Annotated in this window: 22 protein-coding genes; 8 read left to right on the top strand and 14 right to left on the bottom strand. The window is 75.5% G+C overall.

The window, feature by feature from the left end; genetic code table 11:
• Window positions 1–233 precede the first annotated feature (233 nt).
• Window positions 234–746, top strand: coding sequence for a TetR family transcriptional regulator (locus ACSLIC_RS25600; RefSeq protein ID WP_436740056.1), 513 nt, complete (start codon window positions 234–236; stop codon window positions 744–746).
• 107 nt (window positions 747–853) lie between these two features.
• Window positions 854–3,466 (top strand): ABC transporter, encoded by a 2,613-nt coding sequence (locus tag ACSLIC_RS25595; protein ID WP_436740055.1) that lies wholly within the window; start codon window positions 854–856, stop codon window positions 3,464–3,466.
• Window positions 3,467–3,651: 185 nt separating this feature from the next.
• Here the strand turns inward: ACSLIC_RS25595 and ACSLIC_RS25590 are convergent, their stop codons facing one another.
• Window positions 3,652–4,590 carry an ion transporter gene (locus tag ACSLIC_RS25590; protein ID WP_436740054.1) on the bottom strand — a complete coding sequence of 313 codons (939 nt, stop codon included), beginning with the start codon at window positions 4,588–4,590 and terminating at the stop codon, window positions 3,652–3,654.
• A gap of 229 nt (window positions 4,591–4,819) precedes the next feature.
• Here ACSLIC_RS25590 and ACSLIC_RS25585 point away from each other — a divergent pair, with 229 nt between their 5' ends.
• The 3 genes from ACSLIC_RS25585 to ACSLIC_RS25575 all read left to right on the top strand — a co-directional run bounded on the left by ACSLIC_RS25585 (window position 4,820) and on the right by ACSLIC_RS25575 (window position 7,953).
• Window positions 4,820–5,824, top strand: a complete 1,005-nt coding sequence (locus ACSLIC_RS25585) for a hypothetical protein (protein ID WP_436740053.1) — start codon at window positions 4,820–4,822, stop codon at window positions 5,822–5,824.
• A 75-nt stretch (window positions 5,825–5,899) separates the two neighbouring features.
• On the top strand, window positions 5,900–6,856 hold the full coding sequence (gene pip / locus ACSLIC_RS25580) for a prolyl aminopeptidase (RefSeq protein ID WP_436740052.1): 957 nt from the start codon (window positions 5,900–5,902) through the stop codon (window positions 6,854–6,856).
• Window positions 6,857–6,930: 74 nt separating this feature from the next.
• Window positions 6,931–7,953, top strand: coding sequence for a P1 family peptidase (locus ACSLIC_RS25575; protein WP_436740051.1), 1,023 nt, complete (start codon window positions 6,931–6,933; stop codon window positions 7,951–7,953).
• A gap of 39 nt (window positions 7,954–7,992) precedes the next feature.
• Here ACSLIC_RS25575 and ACSLIC_RS25570 read toward each other — a convergent pair whose 3' ends face one another.
• The 13 genes from ACSLIC_RS25570 to ACSLIC_RS25510 all read right to left on the bottom strand — a co-directional run bounded on the left by ACSLIC_RS25570 (window position 7,993) and on the right by ACSLIC_RS25510 (window position 21,207).
• Window positions 7,993–8,427 (bottom strand): RNHCP domain-containing protein, encoded by a 435-nt coding sequence (locus ACSLIC_RS25570; protein ID WP_436740050.1) that lies wholly within the window; start codon window positions 8,425–8,427, stop codon window positions 7,993–7,995.
• A 10-nt stretch (window positions 8,428–8,437) separates the two neighbouring features.
• On the bottom strand, window positions 8,438–8,776 hold the full coding sequence (locus ACSLIC_RS25565; protein WP_436740049.1) for an RNHCP domain-containing protein: 339 nt from the start codon (window positions 8,774–8,776) through the stop codon (window positions 8,438–8,440).
• 282 nt (window positions 8,777–9,058) lie between these two features.
• Window positions 9,059–10,474, bottom strand: coding sequence for an NADH-quinone oxidoreductase subunit N (locus ACSLIC_RS25560; protein WP_436740048.1), 1,416 nt, complete (start codon window positions 10,472–10,474; stop codon window positions 9,059–9,061).
• Window positions 10,471–11,979 carry a complex I subunit 4 family protein gene (locus tag ACSLIC_RS25555; protein ID WP_436740047.1) on the bottom strand — a complete coding sequence of 503 codons (1,509 nt, stop codon included), beginning with the start codon at window positions 11,977–11,979 and terminating at the stop codon, window positions 10,471–10,473. Before ACSLIC_RS25555 ends, ACSLIC_RS25560 begins: the two co-directional genes overlap by 4 nt.
• Before the next feature lie 55 nt (window positions 11,980–12,034).
• A complete protein-coding gene (locus ACSLIC_RS25550; RefSeq protein WP_436740046.1) occupies window positions 12,035–13,876 on the bottom strand; it encodes a proton-conducting transporter transmembrane domain-containing protein in 1,842 nt (613 codons plus the stop codon).
• A complete protein-coding gene (nuoK, locus tag ACSLIC_RS25545; RefSeq protein WP_436740045.1) occupies window positions 13,873–14,178 on the bottom strand; it encodes an NADH-quinone oxidoreductase subunit NuoK in 306 nt (101 codons plus the stop codon). Before nuoK ends, ACSLIC_RS25550 begins: the two co-directional genes overlap by 4 nt.
• A complete protein-coding gene (locus tag ACSLIC_RS25540; protein ID WP_436740483.1) occupies window positions 14,175–14,681 on the bottom strand; it encodes an NADH-quinone oxidoreductase subunit J in 507 nt (168 codons plus the stop codon). Before ACSLIC_RS25540 ends, nuoK begins: the two co-directional genes overlap by 4 nt.
• Window positions 14,682–14,760: 79 nt before the next feature.
• Window positions 14,761–15,645 (bottom strand): NADH-quinone oxidoreductase subunit H, encoded by an 885-nt coding sequence (locus ACSLIC_RS25535; protein ID WP_436740044.1) that lies wholly within the window; start codon window positions 15,643–15,645, stop codon window positions 14,761–14,763.
• On the bottom strand, window positions 15,638–16,864 hold the full coding sequence (locus ACSLIC_RS25530) for a hypothetical protein (RefSeq protein WP_436740043.1): 1,227 nt from the start codon (window positions 16,862–16,864) through the stop codon (window positions 15,638–15,640). Before ACSLIC_RS25530 ends, ACSLIC_RS25535 begins: the two co-directional genes overlap by 8 nt.
• A complete protein-coding gene (locus ACSLIC_RS25525) occupies window positions 16,855–17,190 on the bottom strand; it encodes an NADH-quinone oxidoreductase subunit A (protein WP_436740482.1) in 336 nt (111 codons plus the stop codon). Before ACSLIC_RS25525 ends, ACSLIC_RS25530 begins: the two co-directional genes overlap by 10 nt.
• 892 nt (window positions 17,191–18,082) lie before the next feature.
• Window positions 18,083–18,640 carry a PadR family transcriptional regulator gene (locus tag ACSLIC_RS25520; protein WP_436740042.1) on the bottom strand — a complete coding sequence of 186 codons (558 nt, stop codon included), beginning with the start codon at window positions 18,638–18,640 and terminating at the stop codon, window positions 18,083–18,085.
• Between the two features lie 80 nt (window positions 18,641–18,720).
• On the bottom strand, window positions 18,721–20,751 hold the full coding sequence (locus ACSLIC_RS25515; RefSeq protein WP_436740041.1) for an FAD-dependent oxidoreductase: 2,031 nt from the start codon (window positions 20,749–20,751) through the stop codon (window positions 18,721–18,723).
• A gap of 96 nt (window positions 20,752–20,847) precedes the next feature.
• On the bottom strand, window positions 20,848–21,207 hold the full coding sequence (locus ACSLIC_RS25510) for a hypothetical protein (protein WP_436740040.1): 360 nt from the start codon (window positions 21,205–21,207) through the stop codon (window positions 20,848–20,850).
• A gap of 314 nt (window positions 21,208–21,521) precedes the next feature.
• Here ACSLIC_RS25510 and ACSLIC_RS25505 point away from each other — a divergent pair, with 314 nt between their 5' ends.
• The 3 genes from ACSLIC_RS25505 to ACSLIC_RS25495 all read left to right on the top strand — a co-directional run bounded on the left by ACSLIC_RS25505 (window position 21,522) and on the right by ACSLIC_RS25495 (window position 23,833).
• Window positions 21,522–22,082, top strand: coding sequence for a rhodanese-like domain-containing protein (locus ACSLIC_RS25505; RefSeq protein ID WP_436740039.1), 561 nt, complete (start codon window positions 21,522–21,524; stop codon window positions 22,080–22,082).
• Window positions 22,083–22,152: 70 nt separating this feature from the next.
• Window positions 22,153–22,821, top strand: a complete 669-nt coding sequence (locus tag ACSLIC_RS25500; protein WP_436740038.1) for a class I SAM-dependent DNA methyltransferase — start codon at window positions 22,153–22,155, stop codon at window positions 22,819–22,821.
• A gap of 109 nt (window positions 22,822–22,930) precedes the next feature.
• On the top strand, window positions 22,931–23,833 hold the full coding sequence (locus ACSLIC_RS25495) for an alpha/beta fold hydrolase (protein ID WP_436740037.1): 903 nt from the start codon (window positions 22,931–22,933) through the stop codon (window positions 23,831–23,833).
• Window positions 23,834–23,846 lie beyond the last annotated feature (13 nt).

Below are 23,846 nucleotides of genomic sequence, written 5' to 3'. Positions count from 1 at the left end.
TTTCCGACGCCGCGTCAGCGGGGTCCGGCGACGGCCCGCGACGGCCGGTCCGGAAGGGGTGGGGACGGGCGGGCCGAGAGGGCCGGCCCCCGTGTACTGTTCTCAGCGCAGTCGGCCCTCAGTCGGCCGTCTTCGCCCAGCCCACGGACCGGATACGGAGACATCAGATGCTGGCCAGGGAACGGCAGCCGAGCCAGGCTCGGCAGCACGGCGGCGGACGTACCGAGCCCCGCGTGACCAGTCGGGGAAAGGGTCCCCTCGACCCGCACCGGCCGTCCGTGTACTTCTACTGCGGCAACGAGCACGCGGTGGTCGAGGCCGCGCTGCGCGTGCTGGACGAGCGCGTGCTGACGCCGGTCCGGCAGGCCGCCGACGCCGAGGGCGCGCGGACCGAGGAGGTCCTCGCGGTCTTCCTCGAATCGGCCCGCGACGTCTGGCAGGACCAGGGACAACTCCTCGTGGCCGCCTGCGAGTTCATCGGTGAGGACGACGAGACCCGGGACGGCTGGCGCGCCGCCTCCCTCACCCTGGGCGACGCGCTCGCCCCCCTCGTCCTCCGCGACCGGGAGCGGGGCGCGCTGCCGGGCGCGGGCGACGCCCACGCGCTGGTGGTCGCCCTGTGGTGGACGGTGGAGCGCACCTACTACATGGTGTACAGCGACGGGCCCGTGCCGCCGGAGGTCTCCGGGGCCACGACCATGCTCGGGCTGCTGGCCCGCCGCACGCTCGGCCTCGCCGACGCCTGAGCCCCGGGTGCACCGCCCGCGGCGCCCCGTCGCGCGCTTCGGCCGCCGGTCACCCGGCCACCGGGTGCCGATGGCGCGGCGAGGACCACCGAGGTACGTTTTCCGCCATGCCCTCTTCCTCCCGGCCTGAATCCGCACCGTCGCAGGCGGGGCCGCCGGACACCGGTGACGACGGGCTGGTCAAGGTCCGGGACGCGGCGGAGCACAACCTGCGCCATGTCGACGTGGACGTGCCCCGCGACCGCGTGGTGGCCTTCACCGGGGTGTCCGGCTCCGGGAAGTCCTCGCTCGCCTTCGCGACTCTCTACGCCGAGGCCCAGCAGCGCTACCTCGAGTCGGTCGCGCCGTACGCCCGGCGGCTGATCGACCAGGGCTCCGCCCCGAAGGTCGGCTCGATCACCGGTCTGCCCCCGGCGGTCGCGCTGCGCCAGCAGCACGGCGGCGGCAGCACCCGTTCGACGGTGGGCACGGTGAGCCGTGTCTCGAACGTGCTGCGCATGCTGTACTCCCGAGCCGGCACCTACCCGGCCGGGCGCACCCCCGAGGACCTGGCCGGGACCTTCCCGCGCGACGCGGCCCCGCTGGACTCGGACAGCTTCTCGCCGAACACCGCGGCGGGCGCCTGCCCGGCCTGCTCGGGCCTCGGGCGCCTGCACACCGTCGACGAGTCGAAGCTGGTGGGCGACGACTCGCTGAGCATCCGGGAGGGTGCCATCGCGGCCTGGCCGGGCGCGTGGCAGGGCAAGAACTACCGCGACATCCTCGCCGAACTCGGCATCGACGTCGACGCGCCGTTCCGCACGCTCCCGGCCGAGCGCCGCGAGTGGCTGCTGACCACGGACGAGCAGCCGACGGTCACCGTGCACCCGGTGCGCGAGGCCCACCGCGTCGCCCGGAGCTACCAGGGCACCTACATGAGCCCGCGCAGGTGGGTCAGCCACACCTTCGCCACCTCCAAGGCCGCGCACCTGCGGGCGAAGGCCGCCTCGTTCATGACCGAGGAGCTCTGCCCGGCCTGCCACGGCAAGCGCCTGAAGCCCGAGGCGCTGGAGGTGACCGTCGCCGGGCAGGACATCGCGTACGCCACCTCGCTGCCCCTGGCTCAGCTCTCGGCCTTCCTGGAGGCGGCGCGCGACCACCCCGACACGCTGGCCCTCCCGGCCGAGCGCAGGCAGGCCGGGCACGCCCTGGTCGCCGGCCTCCAGGACCAGCTGGGCACCCTGACCGACCTGGGCCTGGGCTACCTGGCGACGGCCCGCACCACCTCGACCCTCTCCGGCGGCGAACTCCAGCGGCTGCACCTGGCCACCCAGCTCCGCAGCGGCCTGTTCGGCGTGCTGTACGTCCTGGACGAGCCCTCGGCCGGGCTGCACGCCTCCGACACGGAGCTGCTGCTCACCGCTCTGCGGCGGCTGCGGGGAAGCGGCAACAGCGTCTTCGTGGTGGAGCACAACGCTCAGGTGCTCGCCGCGGCCGACTGGATCGTCGACATGGGTCCGGGCGCCGGGCGGCACGGCGGGCGGGTCCTGCACAACGGGCCCGCGCGGGAGCTGCACCAGGCGCGCGACTCGGTGACCGCCTGGTACCTCTCCCCGGACGCGCCGCCCGCCCCCGGGCCCGAGGAGCCCCGGAAGCCTCGGGAATGGCTGCGGCTGCGCGGCGTCACCGGCAACAACCTCCGCGGCCTCGACGCGGACTTCCCACTCGGCACCCTGACCGCGGTCACCGGCGTCTCCGGCTCCGGCAAGTCGACTCTCGTACGGCGCGCCCTGGCGGAGACGGTCCGCGAGCGGCTGCACGACGACGGCGGGGGCCAGGCGGCCCGTTCCGCGGCGGAGGGCGCCGACGAGGAGGAGGACGGCGTACCCGCCTGGGCGGAGAACCGGGTGACGGTGCGGTCCTCCGCCGGGCTGGAGCACGTCGGCCGGCTGGTGGTCGTCGACCAGAAGCCCATCGGGCGCACCCCGCGCTCCAACCTGGCCACCTACACGGGCCTGTTCGACAGCGTCCGCAAGCTGTACGCGGCACAGCCGACGGCACGGGAACTCGGTTACACCGCCAGCCGGTTCTCCTTCAACGTGCCGCAGGGACGCTGCCCGCACTGCCTGGGCGACGGGGTCGTCAGCGTCGAACTCCTCTTCCTGCCCACGGAGACCTCCCCCTGCCCGGTCTGCCTCGGTGCCCGCTACAACCCGGGGACGCTCATGGTCCGCCACCGCGGCCGGACCATCGCGGACGTGCTGGCGATGAGCGTGGAGGAGGCCCAGGAGTTCCTCCACGACGTGCGGCCCGCCGCCCGCGTCCTGAACCTGCTCGCCGACATCGGCCTGGGCTACCTGACGCTGGGCCAGAGCGCCACGACGCTCTCCGGCGGCGAGGCCCAGCGCATCAAGCTGGTGAGCGAACTGCACCGGGCGCCACGCGGGCACAGCCTGTACCTGCTCGACGAACCGACCTCGGGCCTGCACCCGGCCGACGTCGACCTCCTCGTCGGCCACCTCCAGCGCCTGGTGGACGACGGCAACACGGTCGTCGTGGCCGAGCACGACCTGCGCACGGTCGCCGCCGCGGACTGGGTCGTGGACCTCGGTCCGGGCGCCGGCGACGACGGCGGCCGCATCGTCGCGCAGGGCCGCCCCGAGGACGTCGCCCGCGAGGGCGGCACCGCGACCGCGGACCACCTGGCGCGGTATCTCGGGGGCCGCTCGGGCGGCCGGTGACCGGACCCGGGGCGGGGGAGGGTCGCATCGGAGCCGCTGGGGGTCTCTGACACATCCTGCGCCGTGTCCGAGTGTCCGGATGTCCGGCGCGTGCGCTCGGCGTGCCGGGCGCCGGGCGGGATGTGTCGGACACCCCTGGCATCGCCACGTGGAACGCATCGCCCTCCCTCCCTCCCTCCCTCGCCTCACCCCGCCACGCGTTCCCCGGCCCGCTCCCCGGGCGGCCCGGTGGCGGTCGCCGACACCGACTGGGTGAGGGCCCGTTCGGCGTCGTCCAGGGCGGTGCGGGCGGCGGCGATGCGGGCGCGGAACAGAGGCAGGGACAGGGGCTCTGCCGGGGTGACGGCCGGGGCGGGCGGTGGCGGCGGACCGTGGTCGGCCTCGTCCTCGGCCTCGGCCTCGCGGCGGGCCTCGTCCAGGGAGCCGATGACTACGCCGATCAGAAGGTTGACCAGGAGGAACGAGCCGAAGAGGACGAACGAGGCGAAGTACACGATCGTCCAGCGGGAGATCTCCAGTCCGGTGCGGACCGCGTCGCCGAGGCCGTCCAGGGTGATGAGGAGGAAGAGGCTGAGCGCGGCCCGGCCCAGTGAGCCGAAGTGCTCGGGGTCGTCGTCGGCGAAGAAGGTCCAGCCGACCATGGCGTACACGTAGAGGAGCAGGCCGCCGACGAGGAGGAAGCTCAGGGTGCCGGGCAGGGCCTTGCCGACGGCGACGATGACCACCCGCAGCTGCGGCAGGAAGCGGGCGGCGCGCAGGACGCGGGCGAGTCGCAGCAGCCGCAGCACGGTGGTGTTCTCGCGGAAGAAGGGCAGGAAGGCGCCGGTGAGCACGGCGAGGTCGAAGAGGTTCCAGGGGTCACGGAAGAAGGCGGAGGGCCGGTCGGCGTGGGCGGCCAGGCGGAACAGGATCTCCACGGTGAACGCGGCGAGGAAGAGGTACTCGGCGGTCTTGAGGACGGGCAGCCAGTCGGCGACGACGCCGCTGTAGGTCTCGGCGCCGAGCAGGACCGCGTTGGCGGCGATGAGGACGAAGACGGCGCGGGTGAAGCGGGGCGAGTCGACGACGCGCGAGGCGCGGACCGCCAGTCGGGTCGTCAAGCGGGTGGTCCGCGCGTCAGCCACGGCTGTCTCTCCTGTCGTGCTCGGGGCCCCGTCGTCCCGGCACGGGTGCGCCGGCGAAGGCTCCCGCCGAAGTGGATCTTACGAGTCCGCCGGAGGGCACCCGGCGCGTTCCGGCCGAGCGGGGTCGGCCAAGGCGCGGCGGGGGAAGGATGCGCTTATGGGGACAGGGACGGGGAGCCGGAGACCGGCGGGCCCGGGGCGCGGGCCGTCGGCGGGGGTGGCGACCCCGGTGGCGCTGTCGCTGGGGCTGCTGGTCGTCGCCGGCTGCCTGCTGGGCTGGTACGTGCCGGGGGCGCTGGCCGCCGAGGCGGCGTACCGGACCGCCCCGTTCTGCGCGGGCCGTCCGGAGCCGTCGGGTGCGCGGGAGTGCCTGGAGGCGGTGCCGGGCACGGTGGTCGCCAAGGAGCCCGGCGGCGGGCGGGGCCCACGGCTGCCCGGGCTGCGGTGGAGACCGGACGGGGGCACGGAGCCGTCGTGGGTGCGGCTGGAGCAGGAGGGCGCGCTCTTCGAGGCTGTGGTGCCCGGGGACCGGGTGCGGGTGGTGCGCTGGCGGGGCGAGGAACGTGCCGTGGTGGCAGGCCCGTTGCGGCAGGAGACCTCGGCGACACCGGTCGGCGGGCACCGGCTGCCGTACGCGGTCGGGCTCGGGCTGGTGCCGCTGGGCGGGGTGTTCGGGTGGGTGGCGTACGAGTGGGCGCGGCGGTCGGCGGGGGCGCGGGCGTCGTGGCTGCTGTCGGTGCCGATGTGCTGCGGGCTGGTGCTGGGGACCGTGGGGTTCTTCGGTCCGCTGGTGACGGACGGTCTGCTCGACGCGCTGCTGCTGAGCGTGGGGGCGGCGGTGCCGGTACTGGCGGCGGGGGCGTGGCTGCTGCGGTGGCGGCGGGCCCGGCCGTCGGCGCCGCCGGAAGTGCTGCCGAGGCTGCCCGAGCGGGAGCGGCGGTTCCCCGGGGTGGTGGTGGGCGCGGTGCCGAACCGCGCGGCTGGTTTCGGCACGCTGGTGGCGGGTCCGGAGGGGCTGGCGGTGGCGGCTGGCCCGGAGCCGGGCTCGGCTCGTCTCCCGCTCCCCCGGTCGGTGGCGGTGGTCCGGGTGCGGCCGCGGGCCCCGGCGGACGACCGTACCGGGCCGGCGGGGCAGGCGGGTGACTGGGTGGTGGAGTGCCGGGACGGGGACCGGGAGGTGCTCGTGGTGGCCGCCAAGAAGGACCTGCCGTGGATATTGGGCGCCCTCCGGTGAGCCGACCGGAGTTGAACGGCGGGCGGTCGCTTGTAGGCTCGGTGAATTGTGCCGGTCGACCTCTGGGAGTGCGCCGTGTCCGTTCCCCCTCGCCCGCCCGCCGGGGCCAAGCCGTACGACTCCGGGATGCTCGACGTGGGTGACGGCCACCGGATCTACTGGGAGGCGCGCGGCAACCCCCGGGGCAAACCGGCGGTGGTGGTGCACGGCGGGCCCGGTTCTGGGTGCGCCCCGCGCGCCCCGCGCGCCTTCGACCTCGACCGGTACCGCGTCGTCCTCTTCGACCAGCGCAACTGCGGGCGCAGCACCCCGCACGCCGCCGACCCCTCGGTCTCGCTGCGGCACAACACGACCGGCCACCTGGTCGCCGACATGGAGCGGCTCCGGCGCCGTCTGGGCATCGGCCGGTGGCTGCTGTACGGCGGTTCGTGGGGCTCCACGCTGCTCCTCGCCTACGCCGAGCGCCATCCGGAGCGGGTGAGCGAGATCGTCGTCGCGTCGGTGACGACGACCCGTCGCAGCGAGATCGACTGGCTGTACCGGGGAGTGGGGCGGTTCTTCCCGGAGGCCTGGGACCGGTTCGTGGCCGGCTCGGGCACCGGGCCCGACGGTGATCTGGTGGGGGCGTACGCGCGGCTGGTGGAGGACGCCGACCCGGCGGTGCGGGAGCGGGCGGTGGCCGACTGGCTGGCCTGGGAGGACGCGGTGGTTTCGGCGGAGGGGATGGGGACGCCGTACACGGGGCGGCCGTCCGCCGGGCAGACGGCGCTGGTCCGCATCTGCGCCTGGTACTTCTCCCACGGCGCGTGGCTGGAGGAGGGGGCGCTGATCAGGGACGCGCACCGGCTCGGCTCGCTTCCCGGCGAACTGGTCCACGGGCGGCTCGATCTGGGCGGGCCCGTGCACACCGCGTGGGAACTGGCGCGGAACTGGCCCGGGGCACGGCTGTCGGTGGTGGAGTCGGCCGGGCATCTGGGCGGCGCCGCGACGCTGGCACGGGTGCGGGCCGCCACGGACCGCTTCGCGGCCTGACGCCGCGTCGGCCCGGGACGTAGAGTGCGGGCCGCCGCGCGGAGAGTCCGCGCGGCCGTACGAGGGGCGGACGGATGGCGGACGACGGCCGGGGACGGGCGCTGCGGCTGCGGGAGACCGGGCGGGTGGTGGGGCGGATGGCGCCGGGGCCGCTCAACGCGGTCACCGACGTGCCGGGGCTGCTGGTGGGGCAGACCACGCTGGACGACAGCGAGCGGGGCGTGTACTCGGGGGTGACCGCGCTGGTGCCGGTGGCCCTGGAGGAGGCGCGCGCGGTCCCGGCCGGGTTCCACATGGTCAACGGGTACGGGAAGTTCGTCGGCGCGACCCAGTTGATGGAGCTGGCGGAGCTGGAGACGCCGGTGCTGCTGACCTCCACGCTGTCGGCGTTCAGGGCGGCGGACGCCCTGGTGGGGTGGGTGCTGGACCGGTCGGCGGCGCCGGTGACCTCACTCAACCCGGTGGTGGGCGAGATCAACGACTCCTGGCTGTCGGCGGAGCGGCGGCCGGTGACCGAGGCCCACGTGCGGGCGGCGCTGGACCGCGCGGACGCGGGCCCGGTGGCGATGGGCAACACCGGGGGCGGCACCGGAGCGTGCGCGCTGGGCTTCAAGGCGGGCATCGGTTCGGCCTCCCGGGTGGTGCCGCTGGAGGGCGGTCCGGCCACGGTGGGGGTGCTGGTGCAGGCCAACATGGACGGGGACCTGCGAGTCGCCGGGCGGACGGTCCTGCCCGAGGATCTGGGTCTGGAGCGGTCCGGGTACACCTCGCCGCGCGGATCGTGCGTGGTGGTCGTGGCGCTGGACGTGCCGTGCACCGGGCGGCAGTTGGAGCGGATCGCGGCACGCGGGGTGCTGGCGCTGGGCCGGGTCGGGGCGGCGTACAGCCACGGCAGCGGCGACTACGGCCTGGCCCTCTCCACGCGGGTCGCCGAGGCGCCGGTGGTGCTCTCCCCCGCCGACCTGAACCTGGTGTTCACGGCCGTGCTGGACAGTGTGGAGGAGGCGGTGGTCGACGCCCTGCTGGCGGCGCGGACGGTACGGACTCCCGGCGGCCGCACCGCCCACGCCCTGCCGCACTCGGTGCTGCTGGGATGACCCTGCCGGCGGCGGCCGTCGGACGGCCGCCGCTTCGGGTTACGCGCCGGGCACCACCCCCGCCAGGTGCGCCAGCCCCGGATCGGCCAAGGGCTTGAGGGCGAGCCGGATCAGGGCGAGCGGGTGGTCGTCGCCGGCGGGGCGGTTGGCCTTGAGGGTGCCGCAGGCCCGGCACCGGTGGATCAGCAGCCACTCCCCGTCGTCGCGGACGGCGAGGGTGAGGGCGTCCATCAGGGAGCGGCACTCCTCCCCCCGGTCGCCGGGGACGCGTCCGTCGACGTGGCGGCTGGTCAGGCAGGCGGGGCAGTGGTTGCGGTGGGCGGTGCCCGGGGCGCGTACGGGGATGTCCCGGCGGCAGCCGAGGCAGCGGAACGCGTCGCCCCGGTGGCCGCGAGGGCCGTGCAGGACGTCCTTGGGGCGCTGGGTGCGGCGGCCGGTACGCGACGCTCGGCGGGCGCGGTGTCCACGTGACATCGGGCGCTCCTCAGATCCGGCCGAGGAGGTCGAGCGGGAACGGCGGCTGGGCGAGCGGGCGCACCGCCAGCGCCATCAGCGCCACCTGGTGGTCGTCGGCACGTACGGGCGCCGAGGTGAGGGTGGCGCAGGCGGTGCAGCGGTGGATGAGCCGCCAGTCGCCGGGCCCGTGGACGGCGACGGCCAGCGGGGTCATGAGGGCGTCGCAGGGGTCGGCGGGGTCCCGGTGCCGGGTGTGCAGGCACTGCGGGCAGTGGTCGCGCGGGGCGCCGGTCGACGAGGTGCCGCAGGACGGGCAGTCGAAGGCGGTGGTCGGGTCGGTGTGGTGGGCGGTGAAGGGTTCGGACACCCGGATACTCCAAGCCGGTGCGGTGATGGTCGCGGGAACGGCGGGAGCAGGCCGAGCGGGCCTCGGAAGCCTGGTTCAGGGGGCGGTGGTCCGGTCGGCGGACGGGGTGTCCGCATCTCGGTGAGGCGCGCTCGGCGCGGTCCGGTTCATCAACACCTGCTCGGATCGGTTCGCAGGCGCGGCCGCCGTCAGGGGGCCGCGCGGTCGGGGGACAGCGGTGAACGTAGCAACAGGGCCTGAGCGGCCGCCAGCGGATTTTCGCGCGGCGGCGCACGGCGCCGGTCAGTGCGCCGGTGCGCCGTCGAGCAGGGCGAGGACGGGTCCGGCGGCCACGCCCAGGGCGAGGGAGGCGGCGGCCGCGGTGTGCGCGGTGCCGCGCGCGAGGCGGTCCTCGCCGCCGCTGGGCGGGGCGGCGCCGGGAGTGAGGGCGGGGGCGAGCCAGCGCAGGTAGTAGAAGAGCGAGACGACGGTGTTGGCGGCGGCGAGGACGGCGAGCCAGCCGTACCCGGCGTCGAACACGGCGGTGAACGCCTCCAGTTTGCCGAGGAAGACCGCGGTGGGCGGGGTGCCGACCAGCCCCAGCAGGCAGACGGCGAGGCTGACGGCGAGCAGCGGGCGGTGGCGGACCAGGCCGCGCCAGTGGTCGGTGGTGGTGGCCTGTGGCAGGGCGCAGACCACGGCGAACGCGCCGAGGTTGGTGAGGGCGTACGCGGCGACGTAGTAGAGGAAGGCGGGCTGGGCGAGGGCCGTGCGGCCGGCGACGGCGACGGGCATCAGGAGGTAGCCGACCTGGCTGACCGCCGAGTAGGCGAGCAGGCGGCGGACGTCGCGCTGGAGGAGGGCGGCGAGGTTGCCGAGGGTCATGGAGGCGGCGGCGAGGGTGGCGAGCAGGGCGGGCCAGGGAACGGTGCTCCCGGCGAGGGGTACGGCGCCGAGGCGGAAGAGGGCGGTGAGCGCTCCGGCTTTGGGGACCGTGGTGAGCAGGGCGGCGACCGGCGGGGCGCTGCCCTGGACGGTGTCGGGCACCCAGAAGTGGGCGGGTACGGCACCGGCCTTGAAGAGCAGGCCGCCGAGGACGCCGAGGGTCCCGGCGGTGAGCAGCGCGGCGGGGGCGGCCCCGGCGGGGGCGAGCCCGGGGTAGGCGGTGGTGCCGGTGGCGGCGTACAGGAGGGTGGTGCCGGCGAGCAGGACGGCGCCGCTGAGGGCGCCGAGGACGTAGTACTTGAGGGCGGCTTCGGTGCCCGGGCCGTCCTTGGCGAAGCCGGCGAGAGCGTAGGCGGGGATGCTGGCGAGCAGGTAGGCGGCGGCGACCAGCAGGATGTCCTGGGCGCCGGCGAGGACGAGGGAGCCGACGGCGGTGAGCAGGACGAGGACGTGGTGCTCGCTCTCGCGGGGGTGACCGCGCAGGGGGCCGAGGCTGAGGGCGGTGACCAGGAGGGTGGCGCCGCACAGGACGAGGCGGGCGGTGGTGGTGAGGGGGTCGAGGGCGTAGGCGCCGCCGAAGGCGGTGGTGGCGGGGCCCGGCGCGGCGGTGACGGCGGCAGCGGCGGCCGCCAGGCAGGCGAGGCCGCAGAGCAGCCCGACGGCCCACTGGCGGCGTCGTGGCAGCCAGGAGCCGAGCAGCAGTCCGGCCGCGGCCGCCCCGGCGAGGAGGAGTTCGGGCAGCAGGCCGAGCGGGTTCTCGTCGGTCGCGGTCATCGGGCCAGCCACTCCAGGACGAGGCCGGAGGCCGGCTCGACGGTGTCGAGGAGGGAACGGGGGGCGAGGCCGAGGAGGGTGGCGAGGGCCAGCAGCGGCAGGACGGCGGCGGCCTCGCGGCGGCGCAGGTCGGGAAAGGCGCGGGGGCTGCCCAGGGCCGGGGGCAGCCGGAGCGGGCCGAGGAAGACCTGCTGGTAGGCGCGGAGGAGGAGCGCGGCGGTGAGGAGGATGCCGAGGACGGAGAGGGAGGTGGCGAGGGGGCGCGCGCCGAGGCTGCCGGTGAAGATCTGGAACTCGGCGACGAAGCCGGAGAAACCCGGCAGGCCGAGGGAGGCGAAGAACGCGGTGGCGGTGGCGGCGGCGAGGACGGGCGCGCGGGCCGCGACGCCGGAGTAGGCGGCCGTGTCGTAGGTGCGGCCGCGTTCGTGGAGGGCTCCGGCGAGCAGGAAGAGCGCGCCGGTGAGCAGGCCGTGGCTGATCATCTGGGTGACGGCGCCGCTGACCGCGAGGGTCCGGGCGCTGTCATCGCCGGTCGCGGTCGCGGAGGCGGCGGCACCGAGGGCCAGCACGACGTATCCCATGTGGGTGACGGAGGTGTAGGCGATCATCCGTTTCAGGTCGGTCTGGGCGAGCGCGACCAGCGCCCCGTACAGCACGGAGACGACGCCGACGACGACCGCCACCAGGGCGTACCGGCGCCAGGCTTCCGGGAGCATCGGCATGGCGATGCGCAGGAAGCCGTAGGTGCCCATCTTCAGCAGGACCCCGGCGAGGATGGCGGACCCGGCGGCGGGGGCCTGGGTGTGGGCCGGGGGAAGCCAGGTGTGGAAGGGCACGGTGGGGGTCTTGACGGCCAGTCCGGTGCCGAGGGCGAGCAGAACGAGGCCGGCGGCGAGGGGCCGTCCGGCGAGCGGGTCGGCGCGGGTCAGGTCGGTCATGTCGAAGGTGTGCGGGGAGGCGGCGAGGTAGAGGCCGATGAAGCCGAGGAGCAGGGCGAGGGAGCCGAGGAAGGTGTAGAGGAAGAACATCAGCGCGGCACGGGCGGCCTCGGCGCGGCCCCAGCCGGCGATGACGAAGTACATGGCGACGATGGACAGGTCGAAGAAGACGAAGAAGAGGATGAGGTCGAGGGAGACGAAGACGCCGAGGCAGGTGGTCTCAAGGAGCAGGAAGAGCGCGCTGTGGGCCCGCACCCGGCGCTGCTCACGCCACGAGTAGAGGGCGCAGGCGAGGAAGAGGACGCAGGTCAGCGCGATCAGCGGCAGCGAGAGGCCGTCGGCCCCGACGTGGTAGCCGACCCCTGCCGAGGGCATCCACCGCACCCGTGTCTCGTACGCGTAGCCGTCGGCAGCGTCGTGCCCGGCCCACAGGGCGGCGGTGGCGGCGAGCAGCAGTGCGCTGGTCGCGGTCCAGGCGGTGCGGTGGACGGCGTCGGGCGTGGTGCGGGGCAGGGCGAGCAGCACCAGGGCGACGGCGGCGGGGGCGAACACCAGGGCCGTGAGCACGGCGGGGCCTTTCTGTCCGGTCCCTGCGGTACGGGGACGGGGTGGCGGGGCGGGCTCATCGGACGAGGACGAAGACGACGGCGAGGGCAGTGAAGGCGGCGACGGCCTGCGCGAGGTACTGGTGGAGCTGCCCGGTCTGCGGTCGCCGCGCCCCCGCCCCGGCCCCGCGCACCACCGCGGCCAGCGCGGCCACCCCGCCCGCGAGCCCCCGTTCGGCGATCCGATCGGTGCGGCGGGCCAGGGCGAGGGTGCCGTACGCGGCGGCGTCCACGGCACGTTCGAGGACCCGGGTGTCGAAGGCGGCGGCGAGGCGGGCCGCTGCCAGGACGGGCCGGACGACCAGGGCGCGGGCCGCGCGTTCCAGTCCGAGCCAGTCCGGGAACGGCGCGGGCAGGCGCAGCCGGGGCCCGCCCGCCGACCAGGCCCACGCGGCGGCGGCCAGGGCGAGGCCACCGGAGAGCGCCGCCTCCCACAGGTGGGGCGCGGGGTGGACGCCGGTGCCGAGGGCGTGTTCCAGGGCGGTGCGCAGGGGCGGCAGGGCGAGCGGGGCGAGCGGGGTGAGGGCGGCACAGGCCACGGCGAGGAGGGTGAGCGGGGCGAGCAGGGCGGGGCGGACGGGGGCCGCGGTCGCGGCGGGGGGTGCCGGTCGCCAGACGTACCAGAGGGCTTTGACGCTGTACACGGCGGCGAGGGCCGCCGCGGCGAGGCCGGTGGCGTACAGCAGGGGGTCGCGGGTGAGCGCGGTGGCGAGGAGGACGTCCTTGGCGGCCCAGAGGGCCAGCGGGGGGAAGCCGGCGAGGCAGAGGGCGGCGGTGGTGAAGAGCGCGCCGAGGGAGCGGGGACGGCGGGCGGCACCTGTCAGGCCGGGGAGCAGGCGGGTGCCGTGGGTGGTGAGCCAGGCGCCCGCGATGAGGAAGAGGAGGCTCTTGGCGGCGGCGTGGGCGAGGAGTTGGAGGGTGCCGCCGGTGGTGGCGCCCGCTCCGGCGGCCAGCACCATGAAGCCGAGCTGGGCGCAGGTGGAGGCGGCGAGGAGCTGCTTGAGGTCGCGTTGGGCGACGGCGACCAGGCCGAGCGCGAGGGCGGTGGCGGCTCCGGTCCAGGCGGTCAGCTCGGCGCCCCAGCCGGTGGCGGCCAGTAGCGGGCCGGTGCGCAGCAGCAGGTAGGCCCCGGCGGCGACCATGGTGGCCGAGTGGAGGAGGGCGGAGACGGGGGCGGGGCCGCGCATGGCGCCGGAGAGCCAGAAGCTGAAGGGGAGCTGGGCGGACTTGCCGAGCGCCGCGAGGATGATGCCGGCGGCCGTGACGGAGCGCCAGGGTTCGCCGGTGCGGGCGAGGTCGTCGAGGGCGAGGGGCGCCGCTCCCCCGGCGAGGGCGGCGCCGGCCGCGACGTAGAGTCCGAGGTCGCCCGCGCGGGTGGTGAGGAAGGCGGTGGTGGCGGCGCCGGTGGCCGAGCGGTCGTGCCAGGTGTGGCCGATGAGCGCCCAGGAGGCGGCCCCCATGGCCTCCCAGCCCATGAGCAGGACGGGCAGGGTGGCGGCGGTGACGGTGGTCAGCATCGCGCCGGTGAACAGCAGCATGAGGCCGGTGAAGCGGGCGGCCGCGCCGGGCGGGCCGCCGCCCGCGCGGGCGGCGAGCAGGACGAGGGCGGCGACCGCGGCGACCGTGACGGCGAGCGGCGCCGAGAGGCCGTCGACGGCGAGGCGCACCGGCAGTCCCGGCAGGAAGGGCGCGGTGGCGTCGGGCCGCATCCGGGCGGCGACGACGGCGAGGGCGCAGGTGGCGAGGGCGAGGGCGGCTCCGGCGGTGGGGGCGGTACGGTCGGCGCGGTGCCCGGTGAGGAGCAGGGCCGCGCCGCCGGTGAGCGGCAGCACGGGCAGCAGCCAGAGCAGGGCGCTCACCCGCGCAGCTCCGCAGCCTGGTCGGTGAGGTCCTTCTCGCCGGTGCGGAACAGGGCGGTGACCACGGCGAAGCCGACCGCCATCTCCAGAGCCATCGCGGTGACGGCGAGGAGGACGACGACCTGCCCGTCGGCGTTGGCGGGGGCGAGGTGGCGCCAGGCGGCCGCGGCGGCGACGATCACGGCGCCGATCATCAGCTCCAGCCCCATCATCAGCATCACCACGGACTGCTGGGTCAGCACCCCGAAGAGGCCGGTGCAGAACAGGGCGGCGGCGAGCAGCAGCAGGAGGGAGAGGGTCACCGGCCGACACCCCCGCGTGCGGGGTCGTCGGGCCGGGCGGCGCGCAGGTCCTCGCCCCACCGGTCGTAGCGGCCGCGTCGGGTGGCCAGGACGACGGTGGCGACGATGGTGGCGAACAGGGCGGTGCCGAGCGTCATCATGGTGAGCATCTGGGGCCCCATCAGGGACATGCCGAGCTCGAAGGTGGGGTCGGTGGGCGGGCGGCCGGTGGTCCCGGGCCAGTCGGTGGTGAGGATTCCGGTGGCGAGCAGGGCGAAGAGGGCGGCGCAGAGCACGGCGGCGCCGCGGGTGTTGTGGAGCATGGCCATGGGCATCAACCCGGCCGGGTTCATCATGAACATGATCATAAAGACGGCCATCACCGCCATCTCGATCGTCATCATCAGGACGATGACGACGCCGAGGTACGCGAGGCCGAGCAGCAGCACCTCTCCCGCGACGCAGAGCAGGGCGGCCAGCAGGGCGAAGGTGGCGCGGGCCATCGAGTCGAACCGGAAGACCATGACGCCGGCCGCGACCGCGAACAGCCCGAGCGCCCAGGCCAGGTAGCCGGTCAGCACAGCCTGGCCCCGCTCCCCCGCCTCACGGCAGCACCACCACGGCGACGACCAGTGCCTGGAGGACCGCGAGCGGCGTCAGCACCACCCAGGCCAGCTCCGTGTACCGGTCCATCCGCACCCCGGGCAGCCGGCGGCGCAGCCACAGCAGCAGGGCGAGCACCGCCCCGGTCTTCACCAGCGTCCAGGCCCAGCCGGGCAGGAGCGGGCCGTGACCGCCGCCGAGGAAGAGCGGGACGGCCGTCGCGGCGGAGACGAGCAGCAGCAGGCGGCGTCCGCCGAGGAGCAACAGACGGTCGACCCCGGTCAGTTCCCCGGCCACACCCCGGGCGAGGTCGCCTCCGGCGGGCTGGCCGAAGGGCCCCCAGAAGGACATGGCGGCCGCGCTCAGCAGGTGGAGCACGAACGCCACCGGCATCCACACGGCGAACCACAGGCCGCGCTGGGCGTCGGCGATCTCCGTGACGCTGAGCGAGCCCGCGCCGAGCGCGGCGGTGGTGAGGGCCAGCATGTGCGGGATCTCGTAGGCGAGGCCCTGGGCGAGGAAGCGGTAGCCGCCGACGAGCGAGAGGGTGGCGTTGGGCCCCCAGCCGGTGAGCCAGACCGCCGCCCAGGCGAGCGCCTCCATGGCGTTGAACCAGACCACCCCGTCACCGAGATCGCTCACCGGAGTAGCGCCGAGCGGCACGACGGCGGCGGCCAGGACGGCGGCGACCGGCAGCAGCACGGTTCCGGTACGGATGGCGAGGGTGTCGGCGGCCCGGGTGCGGCGCGGCTGCTGGACGAGCAGTCGCAGCACCTCTCGTGCCGGGGCTGCCGAGCGGGCGTCGGCGCACGCGACGGCGAGGGCGGCCGGGACGAGGAGGAGCGGCAGCGCGACGGCCGCCCACAGGGGCGCGGACTCAGCCACGGGCCACCTCCCCGGCGGCGACCGGGACGAGTTCGTCCGGGTCGGGATCGAGGCTCGCGAGGATGAGCCGGGCGGCCGCGAGTTCCGCTCCGCGCAGCAGCGCCGGCAGGACGTCGAGCAGGGCGCCGGACGGCGACCGCTCCCCCGTCAGGACCCCGCGCGGCCCGTGCCGGTCGTCCGGCGGGAGCGGCCTGGGGTCGTCGCAGGCGGCGGCGGTCCGCACCGTCTCGGCCAGCCACAGCACGGCCCGGTCCCAGACGTCACCGCCCGCGTCCAGGGCGGGCCCGCCGACCCCGGCGGCCAGGGCCCGCTCGCGCGGCAGCACCCCGATGCCCGAGGTCAGCCACCGCAGGGTCCGCGAGCGGGCCACCCGCCGGGTCAGGCGCCGCGTCCCGCGCGCCAGTTCGCCGGAGGGTGCCCCCTCCAGGGCCGCGTCGCGCAGGCGGCGGGCGCGGGCGTCGGCGTCCGGCCAGTCGGCCACGGCGAGGAGGCGGCCGAGGCTGTCGAGGTGGGCGGCGCACCGGCGCCGCGCCGCCGCACCCCGGGTCACCGGGGCGCCGTCGGCCGCCGCGATCCAGGGCTCGTCCCAGAACGCGGGCCGGGTCGTGGGCGCGGCGGCGGCCACCTCGACGCCGGTCACCTCCTGCACCACGTCGCCCTGGAGCACGAGCCGCACCACGAGCCCGGCCGGCCAGTCGGGCAGTGCCGGGCCGAGGGGTACGTGCAGGCGGTCCAGCCGCAGGCCGTCTCGGTCGTCGGCACGGTCGGCCAGAGGGAGGCCGGAGACGAGCACGGGGGTGTCGTGGGAGTGCGGCGCGGCGTGGCCGGCGTGGGGGTGGTCCGGGCACGCGGTACCGGTCGCGCCGCCCGGGTGGTGCGGCCGGACGGCCTGGCCCTCGCGCTCACCGTCACCCCGCAGCAGCGCCGCGTGCCCCGCGTCCAGTGCCGCCCCCGCGTCCGCCTCGCCCTCGACGCGGACCAGAGTGCGGGGCTCGGCCAGCGCCGACCAGGTCCCGTCCAGCCAGGCGGGCTCCTCCTCGCCCGGGCGGCCGACGATCACCAGCAGGTCGGCGGCGGCCGGGGACAGGGCACGCGGCCAGCGGCGGGCCCGCAGTTCGCGTTCGACGGCGAGCCGGGCGCGGGTCGCTCCGGGGAGTACGGCGGTCAGTACGGCGGGCCGGGCCAGCGCGGCCCGCCGCAGGGCGCTTCTCAGCTCCACCGGAAGGCGCCCTCCCGCCAGGCGTAGGCGACGGCCGCCAGCAGGATACCGAGGAAGAGGAACATCTCGACCACGGCCGGGGCGCCCATCTCCCGCACCACCCGCACCCACGGATACATGAAGAGCATCTCCATGTCGAAGGCGAGGAAGACCAGCGCCACCGCGTACCAGCGGACGTGGAAGCGGCTCACCGGGTGCTCGGCGGGGGCGAGGCCGCCGCTGAACGGCGGCAGGGCGCGGGCGGGTTCGCGGCTCACCGCACAGAGCCGCCCGGCGCCGTACAGGAGTAGGACGCCGAGCACGCAGACGGCGAGCAGGAGGAGCAACGGCCTTCCTTCCGCACCTGTCACACCCGCCTCCTCACCCCTGCCACCGACCGGCCGACCGCAGCCAGCATGCCAGCCGATTCTTCGCATCCACGCACAAAACGCCACACGGTACGGAGAATGGCGGGCGCGCGCCGCCCACCCCTGAGCCGGCCCGTGCCGCACCCGGCGCGCGCCCCGGAACGAGCCGAGCCACGCCCGCACCGTCTGAGTGCCGAGGCAGACGGCAGCCGGGCCGCCCCGCCGACCCGGAAGGCAGCCGAGGACGACGGCACGGTCGCCTCGTACGGCATCCACCAGGAGGTTCGAAGATCCACAGCGTCGGCGGGGACTCCGCGTCGAGGTGGTGACGGGGCTGCGGCCGGGCACCGCCTACCGGTTCAAGCACGGCGAGGGACGGCGCGGACAACGTCTCGCCCGCCTCCCCCGAGGCGCGCCCACCACGGCGGGGAAGAGGTCGACGGAGTCCGGGCGCGGCGCCCGCCGAGCTGGCCGCCACCGCGCGGCGCACCGCCGAGGGCCACTACATCGGCCTGGCCTGGGTGGCGCCGAAGACCGGCGAGCTCACCGAGTACCGGATCAGGCCGGCCGGGAAGCAGGACACCGGCCTCGTCCGGGGCGGCAAGGCGCCCGGGGGAAGGCGAGGTACACCTTCTCCGTCGGCAAGGAGGACGGGGTGAAGCACCGGGTGAAGCTGCGGGCCAAGCTGCCCGACGGGACGCGGGGCAGCTTCTCGCCGGAGCGGACCGTGGCGACCGGCGGGGAGTGAGGGCGGCGCCGCGCTGATGAGGGAGCGACCGGCGGCATCGGTCCCGGACGCGGAAGCTGGGGGGCGGACCGTTGGCCAGGGGCGACCGCCGGAGCGCGGGCGGGGTGCGGGACCGGACGCCCGTCAGGGGGCGGCGCCCGCCTCCCCGGACCCCGCCAGTTCATCCAGCGCCTCGGTGAGCCAGGTGGTCCAGAAGGTCTCCAGCTCGATCCCGGCCCGCAGGACGATGTGGCGCAGCCGGTCCTCGCGCGCCCGGCCCGGTGCGGGCGGGAAGTCGCGGCGCTCGATGGCCTCGTACTCGGCGAGCTGGGCGCGGTGCAGCTCCAGGTGGCGCCGGAGTTCCTCCTCCAGCCCCACCCCGCCGACCACGGCGGCGGCGCGCAGCCGCAGCAGCAGCGGGTCGCGGACGGTACGGGGGTCCTGGGGTTCGGCTGCCCAGCGGGTCAGTTCGACGCGGCCGGCCGGCAGCACCTCGTACTCCTTGCGGCGGCCCCGGGCCGGCTTCTCCGCGGGGAGGGTGCGGATGAGTCCCTCGCCCTCCAGGCGGCCCAGCTCACGGTAGATCTGCTGGTGGGTGGCGGACCAGAAGTAGCCGATCGACTTGTCGAAGCGGCGGGTCAGCTCCAGTCCCGAGGAGGGCCTCTCGAGCAGGGCCGTGAGGATGGCGTGCGGCAGGGACATGGGCCAATCCTAGGGAGTGCGCGGCCCGGCGCCCGCCCGCGTCCGGCGGGGTGGCACCGGGCGCGGGCGGGCGCCGCCGGTCAGAGCCTCGCGGCGAGTTCGGTGCCCTGCTTGATGGCGCGCTTGGCGTCCAGCTCGGCGGCGACGTCGGCGCCGCCGATCAGGTGCGGGGTGCGGCCCGCCGCGCGCAGCTCCTCGTACAGGTCGCGGCGGGGCTCCTGGCCCGCGCACAGGACGACGGTGTCGACCGCGAGGACACGCTGCTCGCCGTCGACGGTGAGGTGCAGGCCCTCGTCGTCGATGCGGTCGTAGGTGGCGCCGGCGACGGTGGTGACGCCCCGGTGGCGCAGCTCCGTGCGGTGAATCCAGCCGGTCGTCCTGCCGAGCCCGGCGCCGACCTTGCCGGTCTTGCGCTGGATGAGGTGGACGGTGCGCGCGGTCGCGGGCAGTTCGGGGTCGCGCAGGCCGCCAGGGGTGGCGTACGTGGTGTCGACGCCCCAGTGGCGGAAGTAGGTGGCGGCGTCGCGGGAGGCGCCGTCCCCGCTGTCGGTGAGGTGGGTGGCGACGTCGAAGCCGATGCCGCCCGCGCCGATCACGGCGACGCGGCGGCCGACCGGGACGCGGTCGCGCAGCACGTCGAGGTAGCCGACGACGGTGGGGTGGTCGACCCCGGGGATGGCGGGGACGCGCGGGGTGACACCGGTGGCGAGGACCACCTCGTCGTACGTGTCCTCGGGGAGGTCGACAGCGGTGACGGGCTTGCCGAGCCGCACGTCGACGCCCTGCTCGGCGAGCTGGACGCGGAAGTAGCGGACGGTCTCGTCGAACTCCTCCTTGCCGGGGACGCGGCGCGCGGCGTTGAGCTGCCCGCCGATCTCCTCGGCGGCGTCGAAGAGGGTGACGGCGTGGCCGCGCTCGGCCGCGGAGACGGCGCAGGCGAGCCCGGCGGGCCCGGCGCCGACCACGGCGATCCTTCTGCGCAGCCGGGTCGGGGCGAGGACCAGCTCGGTCTCGTGGCAGGCGCGCGGGTTGACCAGGCAGCTGCTGATCCGGCCGCTGAAGGTGTGGTCGAGGCAAGCCTGGTTGCAGCCGATGCAGGTGTTGATGGCGTCGGCCCGCCCGGACGCGGCCTTGGCGACGAAGTCGGGGTCGGCGAGGAAGGGCCGGGCCATGGAGACCATGTCCGCGCGCCCCTCGGCGAGGATCTCCTCTGCGGTCTCGGGGGTGTTGACGCGGTTGCCGGTGACGAGCGGGATCTTCACCGCGCCCATCAGTTCGCGGGTGACCCAGGTGAAGGCGGCGCGCGGGACCTGGGTGGCGATCGTGGGGACGCGGGCCTCGTGCCAGCCGATGCCGGTGTTGATGAGGGTGGCGCCGGCCTCCTCGATCAGCTTGGCGAGGGTGACGACCTCCTGGAGCGAGGAGCCGCCGGGGACGAGGTCGAGCATGGAGAGGCGGTAGATGAGGATGAAGTCCTCGCCGACGCGCTCGCGGACCCGGCGGACGATCTCCAGGGGGAAACGGACGCGGTTCTCGTAGGAGCCGCCCCAACGGTCCTCGCGGTGGTTGGTGCGGGCGGCGATGAACTCGTTGATGAGGTAGCCCTCGGAGCCCATGATCTCGACGCCGTCGTACCCGGCCCGGCGGGCGAGGGCCGCGGCCCGGACGAAGTCCTCGATGGTCTCCTCGACCTCGTCACCGGTGAGGGCGTGCGGCACGAAGGGATTGATGGGGGCCTGGATCGCGCTGGGGGCGACGAGGTCCTGGTGGTAGGCGTACCGGCCGAAGTGAAGGATCTGGAGGGCTATCCTGCCGCCCTCCCGGTGGACGGCGTCGGTGATCACGCGGTGCTCGGCGGCCTCGGCCTCGGTGGTGAGCCGGGCCCCGCCCTCAGCGGAGCGGCCCCGGTCGTTGGGGGCGATGCCGCCGGTGACCATGAGGCCGACTCCGCCCCGGGCGCGCGCGGCGTAGAACGCGGCCATCCGGTCGATGCCGCCGGGCGCCTCCTCCAGGCCGGTGTGCATGGAGCCCATGAGCACGCGGTTGCGCAGGGTGGTGAATCCGAGGTCGAGCGGATTCAGCAGGTGCGGATAGTCACTGGCGCTGCTCATGGCGGCCCTCCGTACGGCGATGTCGTACGGACAGTTCTAGAGGACGGCCACGATATTGTGCAACTAGTTGCAGAAGGAAGTGGCGGCGGTCACGCGCTACGCGGGATGGGCTCCGCCACCCTCCCCCTCCGGGCCTCGCGGGGCCTCGAACTCGTACGCTCCGGGCACCATGGAGTCACCTCCCGCCGCCTTCCCCTCGTGGGCCTGCGCCACGTACCCGAGCGGGAGTTCGCCGCCATCGACGGTGATGGCCTCGACGATGCCGGTGGCCGGGTCGATGTCGGCCTGGACACCGGAGCCGGCGTAGTGCGGGTACCCGCTGGCGCCGAGCTCGCCGGTGGCCTCGACACGAGCCTCCCTGATCGGGGAGCCGTGCTCCGGACGCCCCTCGGCGTCAGCGAGCTGCGGCTTCAGGACGACGGTGTACCAGCGGGGGTTCTCACTCATCTCACTCATGGCGCGAGGCTAGCGGCCCGGCCCCCCAGGACCGGCGCGGCACAGAGAGGGGCACTCGCCCGACACCCGGAAGGGGGCGCGACCCTCACCGCAGGGGACAGGTGGGGCCGGAAGGAATACCGCGCCGCTTGATACGGTGGGGGGTATAGGAGGAGGCTGCCCCGAGCGGCCACCTTCACCCGCGGACGCCCCCCCCCCCCCCCCCCCCCCCCCCCCCCCCCCCCCCGCCCCGCCCCGGAGGGCCTCTCCGCCCCGGAGGGCGCGGACCCGCACCGCGCAGCACACCTTCCCCACCGCTCCAGGAGGACGCTCCCGTGACCATCTCCCCCGCCGACCTCCACGCCCGTGAGGCGTCGAAGACGCTCGTGCTCGACGTCCGGGCGCCGGGCGAGTTCGCCGCCGGGCATCTGCCCGGCGCGGTGAACCTGCCGCTCGACAGCATTCCGGCACTCCTGCCCGAACTGGCGGACGCCGCCGGGCGACGCGAGCTGTTCGTGGTCTGCGCCACGGGCCGCCGCTCCGCCGACGCCTGCACCAAACTGTCCGACGCGGGCATCGCGGCGACCGGCGTCGCGGGCGGCACCAGCGGCTGGACCGCCGCCGGGCTGCCGGTCGAGCCGGGCCCGGCTCCGGCCCGCGCGGTCTGGGCGATGGACCGGCAGGTCCGCTTCGCCGCCGGCTCGCTGGTCCTGACCGGACTGGCCCTCGGCCGGCGCGCCCCGCGCGCCCGGCTGCTCTGCGCCGGAGTGGCGGCCGGCCTGGTCTACTCCGGCCTCAGCAACACCTGCGGCATGGCGGCGATGCTGGGCAAGCTGCCTTTCAACCACCCGGCGCCCGCGGTGCTGGACACGGCCCGCGCGGCCCTGCGCGCCTGACCGTCACTCCCCCGGGGCGGGCCCGCCCCGGGGGAGTGACGCCGCCGGCGGCACCGTCTAGATTCACCGCATGTCCGAGCCCTCCCACCTCACCGCCGTCCGCACGTCGTACGACACCGTCGCCGACGCCTACGCCTCCCTGGTCGCGGACCCGTCCGCGCTGGACCCCTTGTCGCGCGCGACCCTGACGGCCTTCGCCGAAGTCGTCCGGGACCGCGGCCTCGGCCCGGTCGCCGACCTGGGCTGCGGCCCCGGCCACCTGACGGCGCGGCTGGCCGCGCTCGGAGTGCCGGCGTTCGGCGTCGACGTGTCGCCGAGAATGGTGGAACTGGCCCGCGAGGCCCACCCCGGCCTGCGCTTCTCCGTGGGCACCATGACAGCGCTGAAGATCGGCGACGACACCCTCGGCGGCGTCCTGGCCCACTACTCGACGCACCACACACCGCCGGAACTCCTCCCCGCGGTGTTCGCCGAGTTCCATCGCACCCTGGCGCCGGGAGGGCACCTCCTCCTCGCCGGCCACGTGGGCGCCGGCACCCACCGCCGCCCGGCGCGCGCCTACGGCGGCCACCCCGTGTCGTACACCTCCCATCGCCTGCCCCCGGACCACCTGGCGGCACTGATGCGCGAGGCCGGCTTCACCGTCACCGCCCAACTGGTCCAGGAACCCGACGAGGACCTGACCTGGCGGTTCGCCAGCTTCATGGCCCGCAAGAAGGGCGCCGGGAAGCCCACCTGACCGCCTCTTCGCCAAGGGGTGTTGACAGCACACCCACACAACGAGACGATACGTATCGTCGCGCACCGCAGTGGGGCGCGCCTCCACCCGTCCTGACCAAGGAGCTCGCATGACCCCGGCACCCACCTCCCCCCGCACCCACTGGATCGAGCCCGCGCCCGGCGTCCGCCTCTGGGCCGAGGAGTACGGCGACCCGCGGGCTCCGGCGCTCCTCCTGGTCATGGGCGCGGCCAGTTCCGGACTCGCCTGGCCCGACCCCCTCGTCCACGGCCTGGCCGAGCGCCACCGCGTGATCCGCTACGACCACCGCGACACCGGCAGGTCGACCTGGTCCTATGCCGAGCAGCCGTACGCCGTGGCCGACCTGGCCCGGGACGCGGTGGCGGTCCTCGACGGCCTGGGCGTGGATCGCGCGCACGTGGTCGGCATGTCGCTGGGCGGCATCCTGGTCCAGCTGCTGGCCGCGGACCACCCCGACCGTCTGCTGAGCGCCACCGTCTTCGGCACCTGCGCGGCCAGCGAGGCGCCGTGGACCAGGGCCGACGGGACGCGGGCCACCCCAGCCGACCTGCCGCCCGTCGACCCGCGGCTGATCGCGGAGTGGTCACGGCCCCTAGAGGAGCGGGACGAGGCGGCCGAGATCGAACACCGGCTGCGCCACTGGAAGCTGCTGGGTGGCGACCAGATCCCCTTCGACGAGCCCTTCTTCCGCGACCAGGAGCGGCGGATCATCCGCCACACGGGCCACAGCCGCGCCAGCCAGGCCCACGCCCAGGCCGACCAGTCGGGTCTGGTACGTACGGCGCAACTGGCCCGGAACAAGGTCCCGTTCCTGGTCATCTCCGCACCGGCCGACCCGGTCTATCCGCCGGACCACGCCACGCACCTGAGCCAGGTGGTGGGGGCCGCCCGGCTGGAGGAGATCGCGGGCCTGGGCCATGCGCTGCCCCCGGCCGTCTGGCTCCCGCTGGCCCGTGCGATCGAGGACCACACGGCGCGCGCCGGGTCCTGAGGGGATGGCGGAC

It is taken from the genome of Streptomyces sp. BBFR102, from assembly GCF_051397025.1.
Classification (GTDB): Bacteria; Actinomycetota; Actinomycetes; order Streptomycetales; family Streptomycetaceae; genus Streptomyces.
Note: the sequence above shows the minus strand (reverse complement) of the source record. Positions and strands in the feature narration are given on the sequence as shown.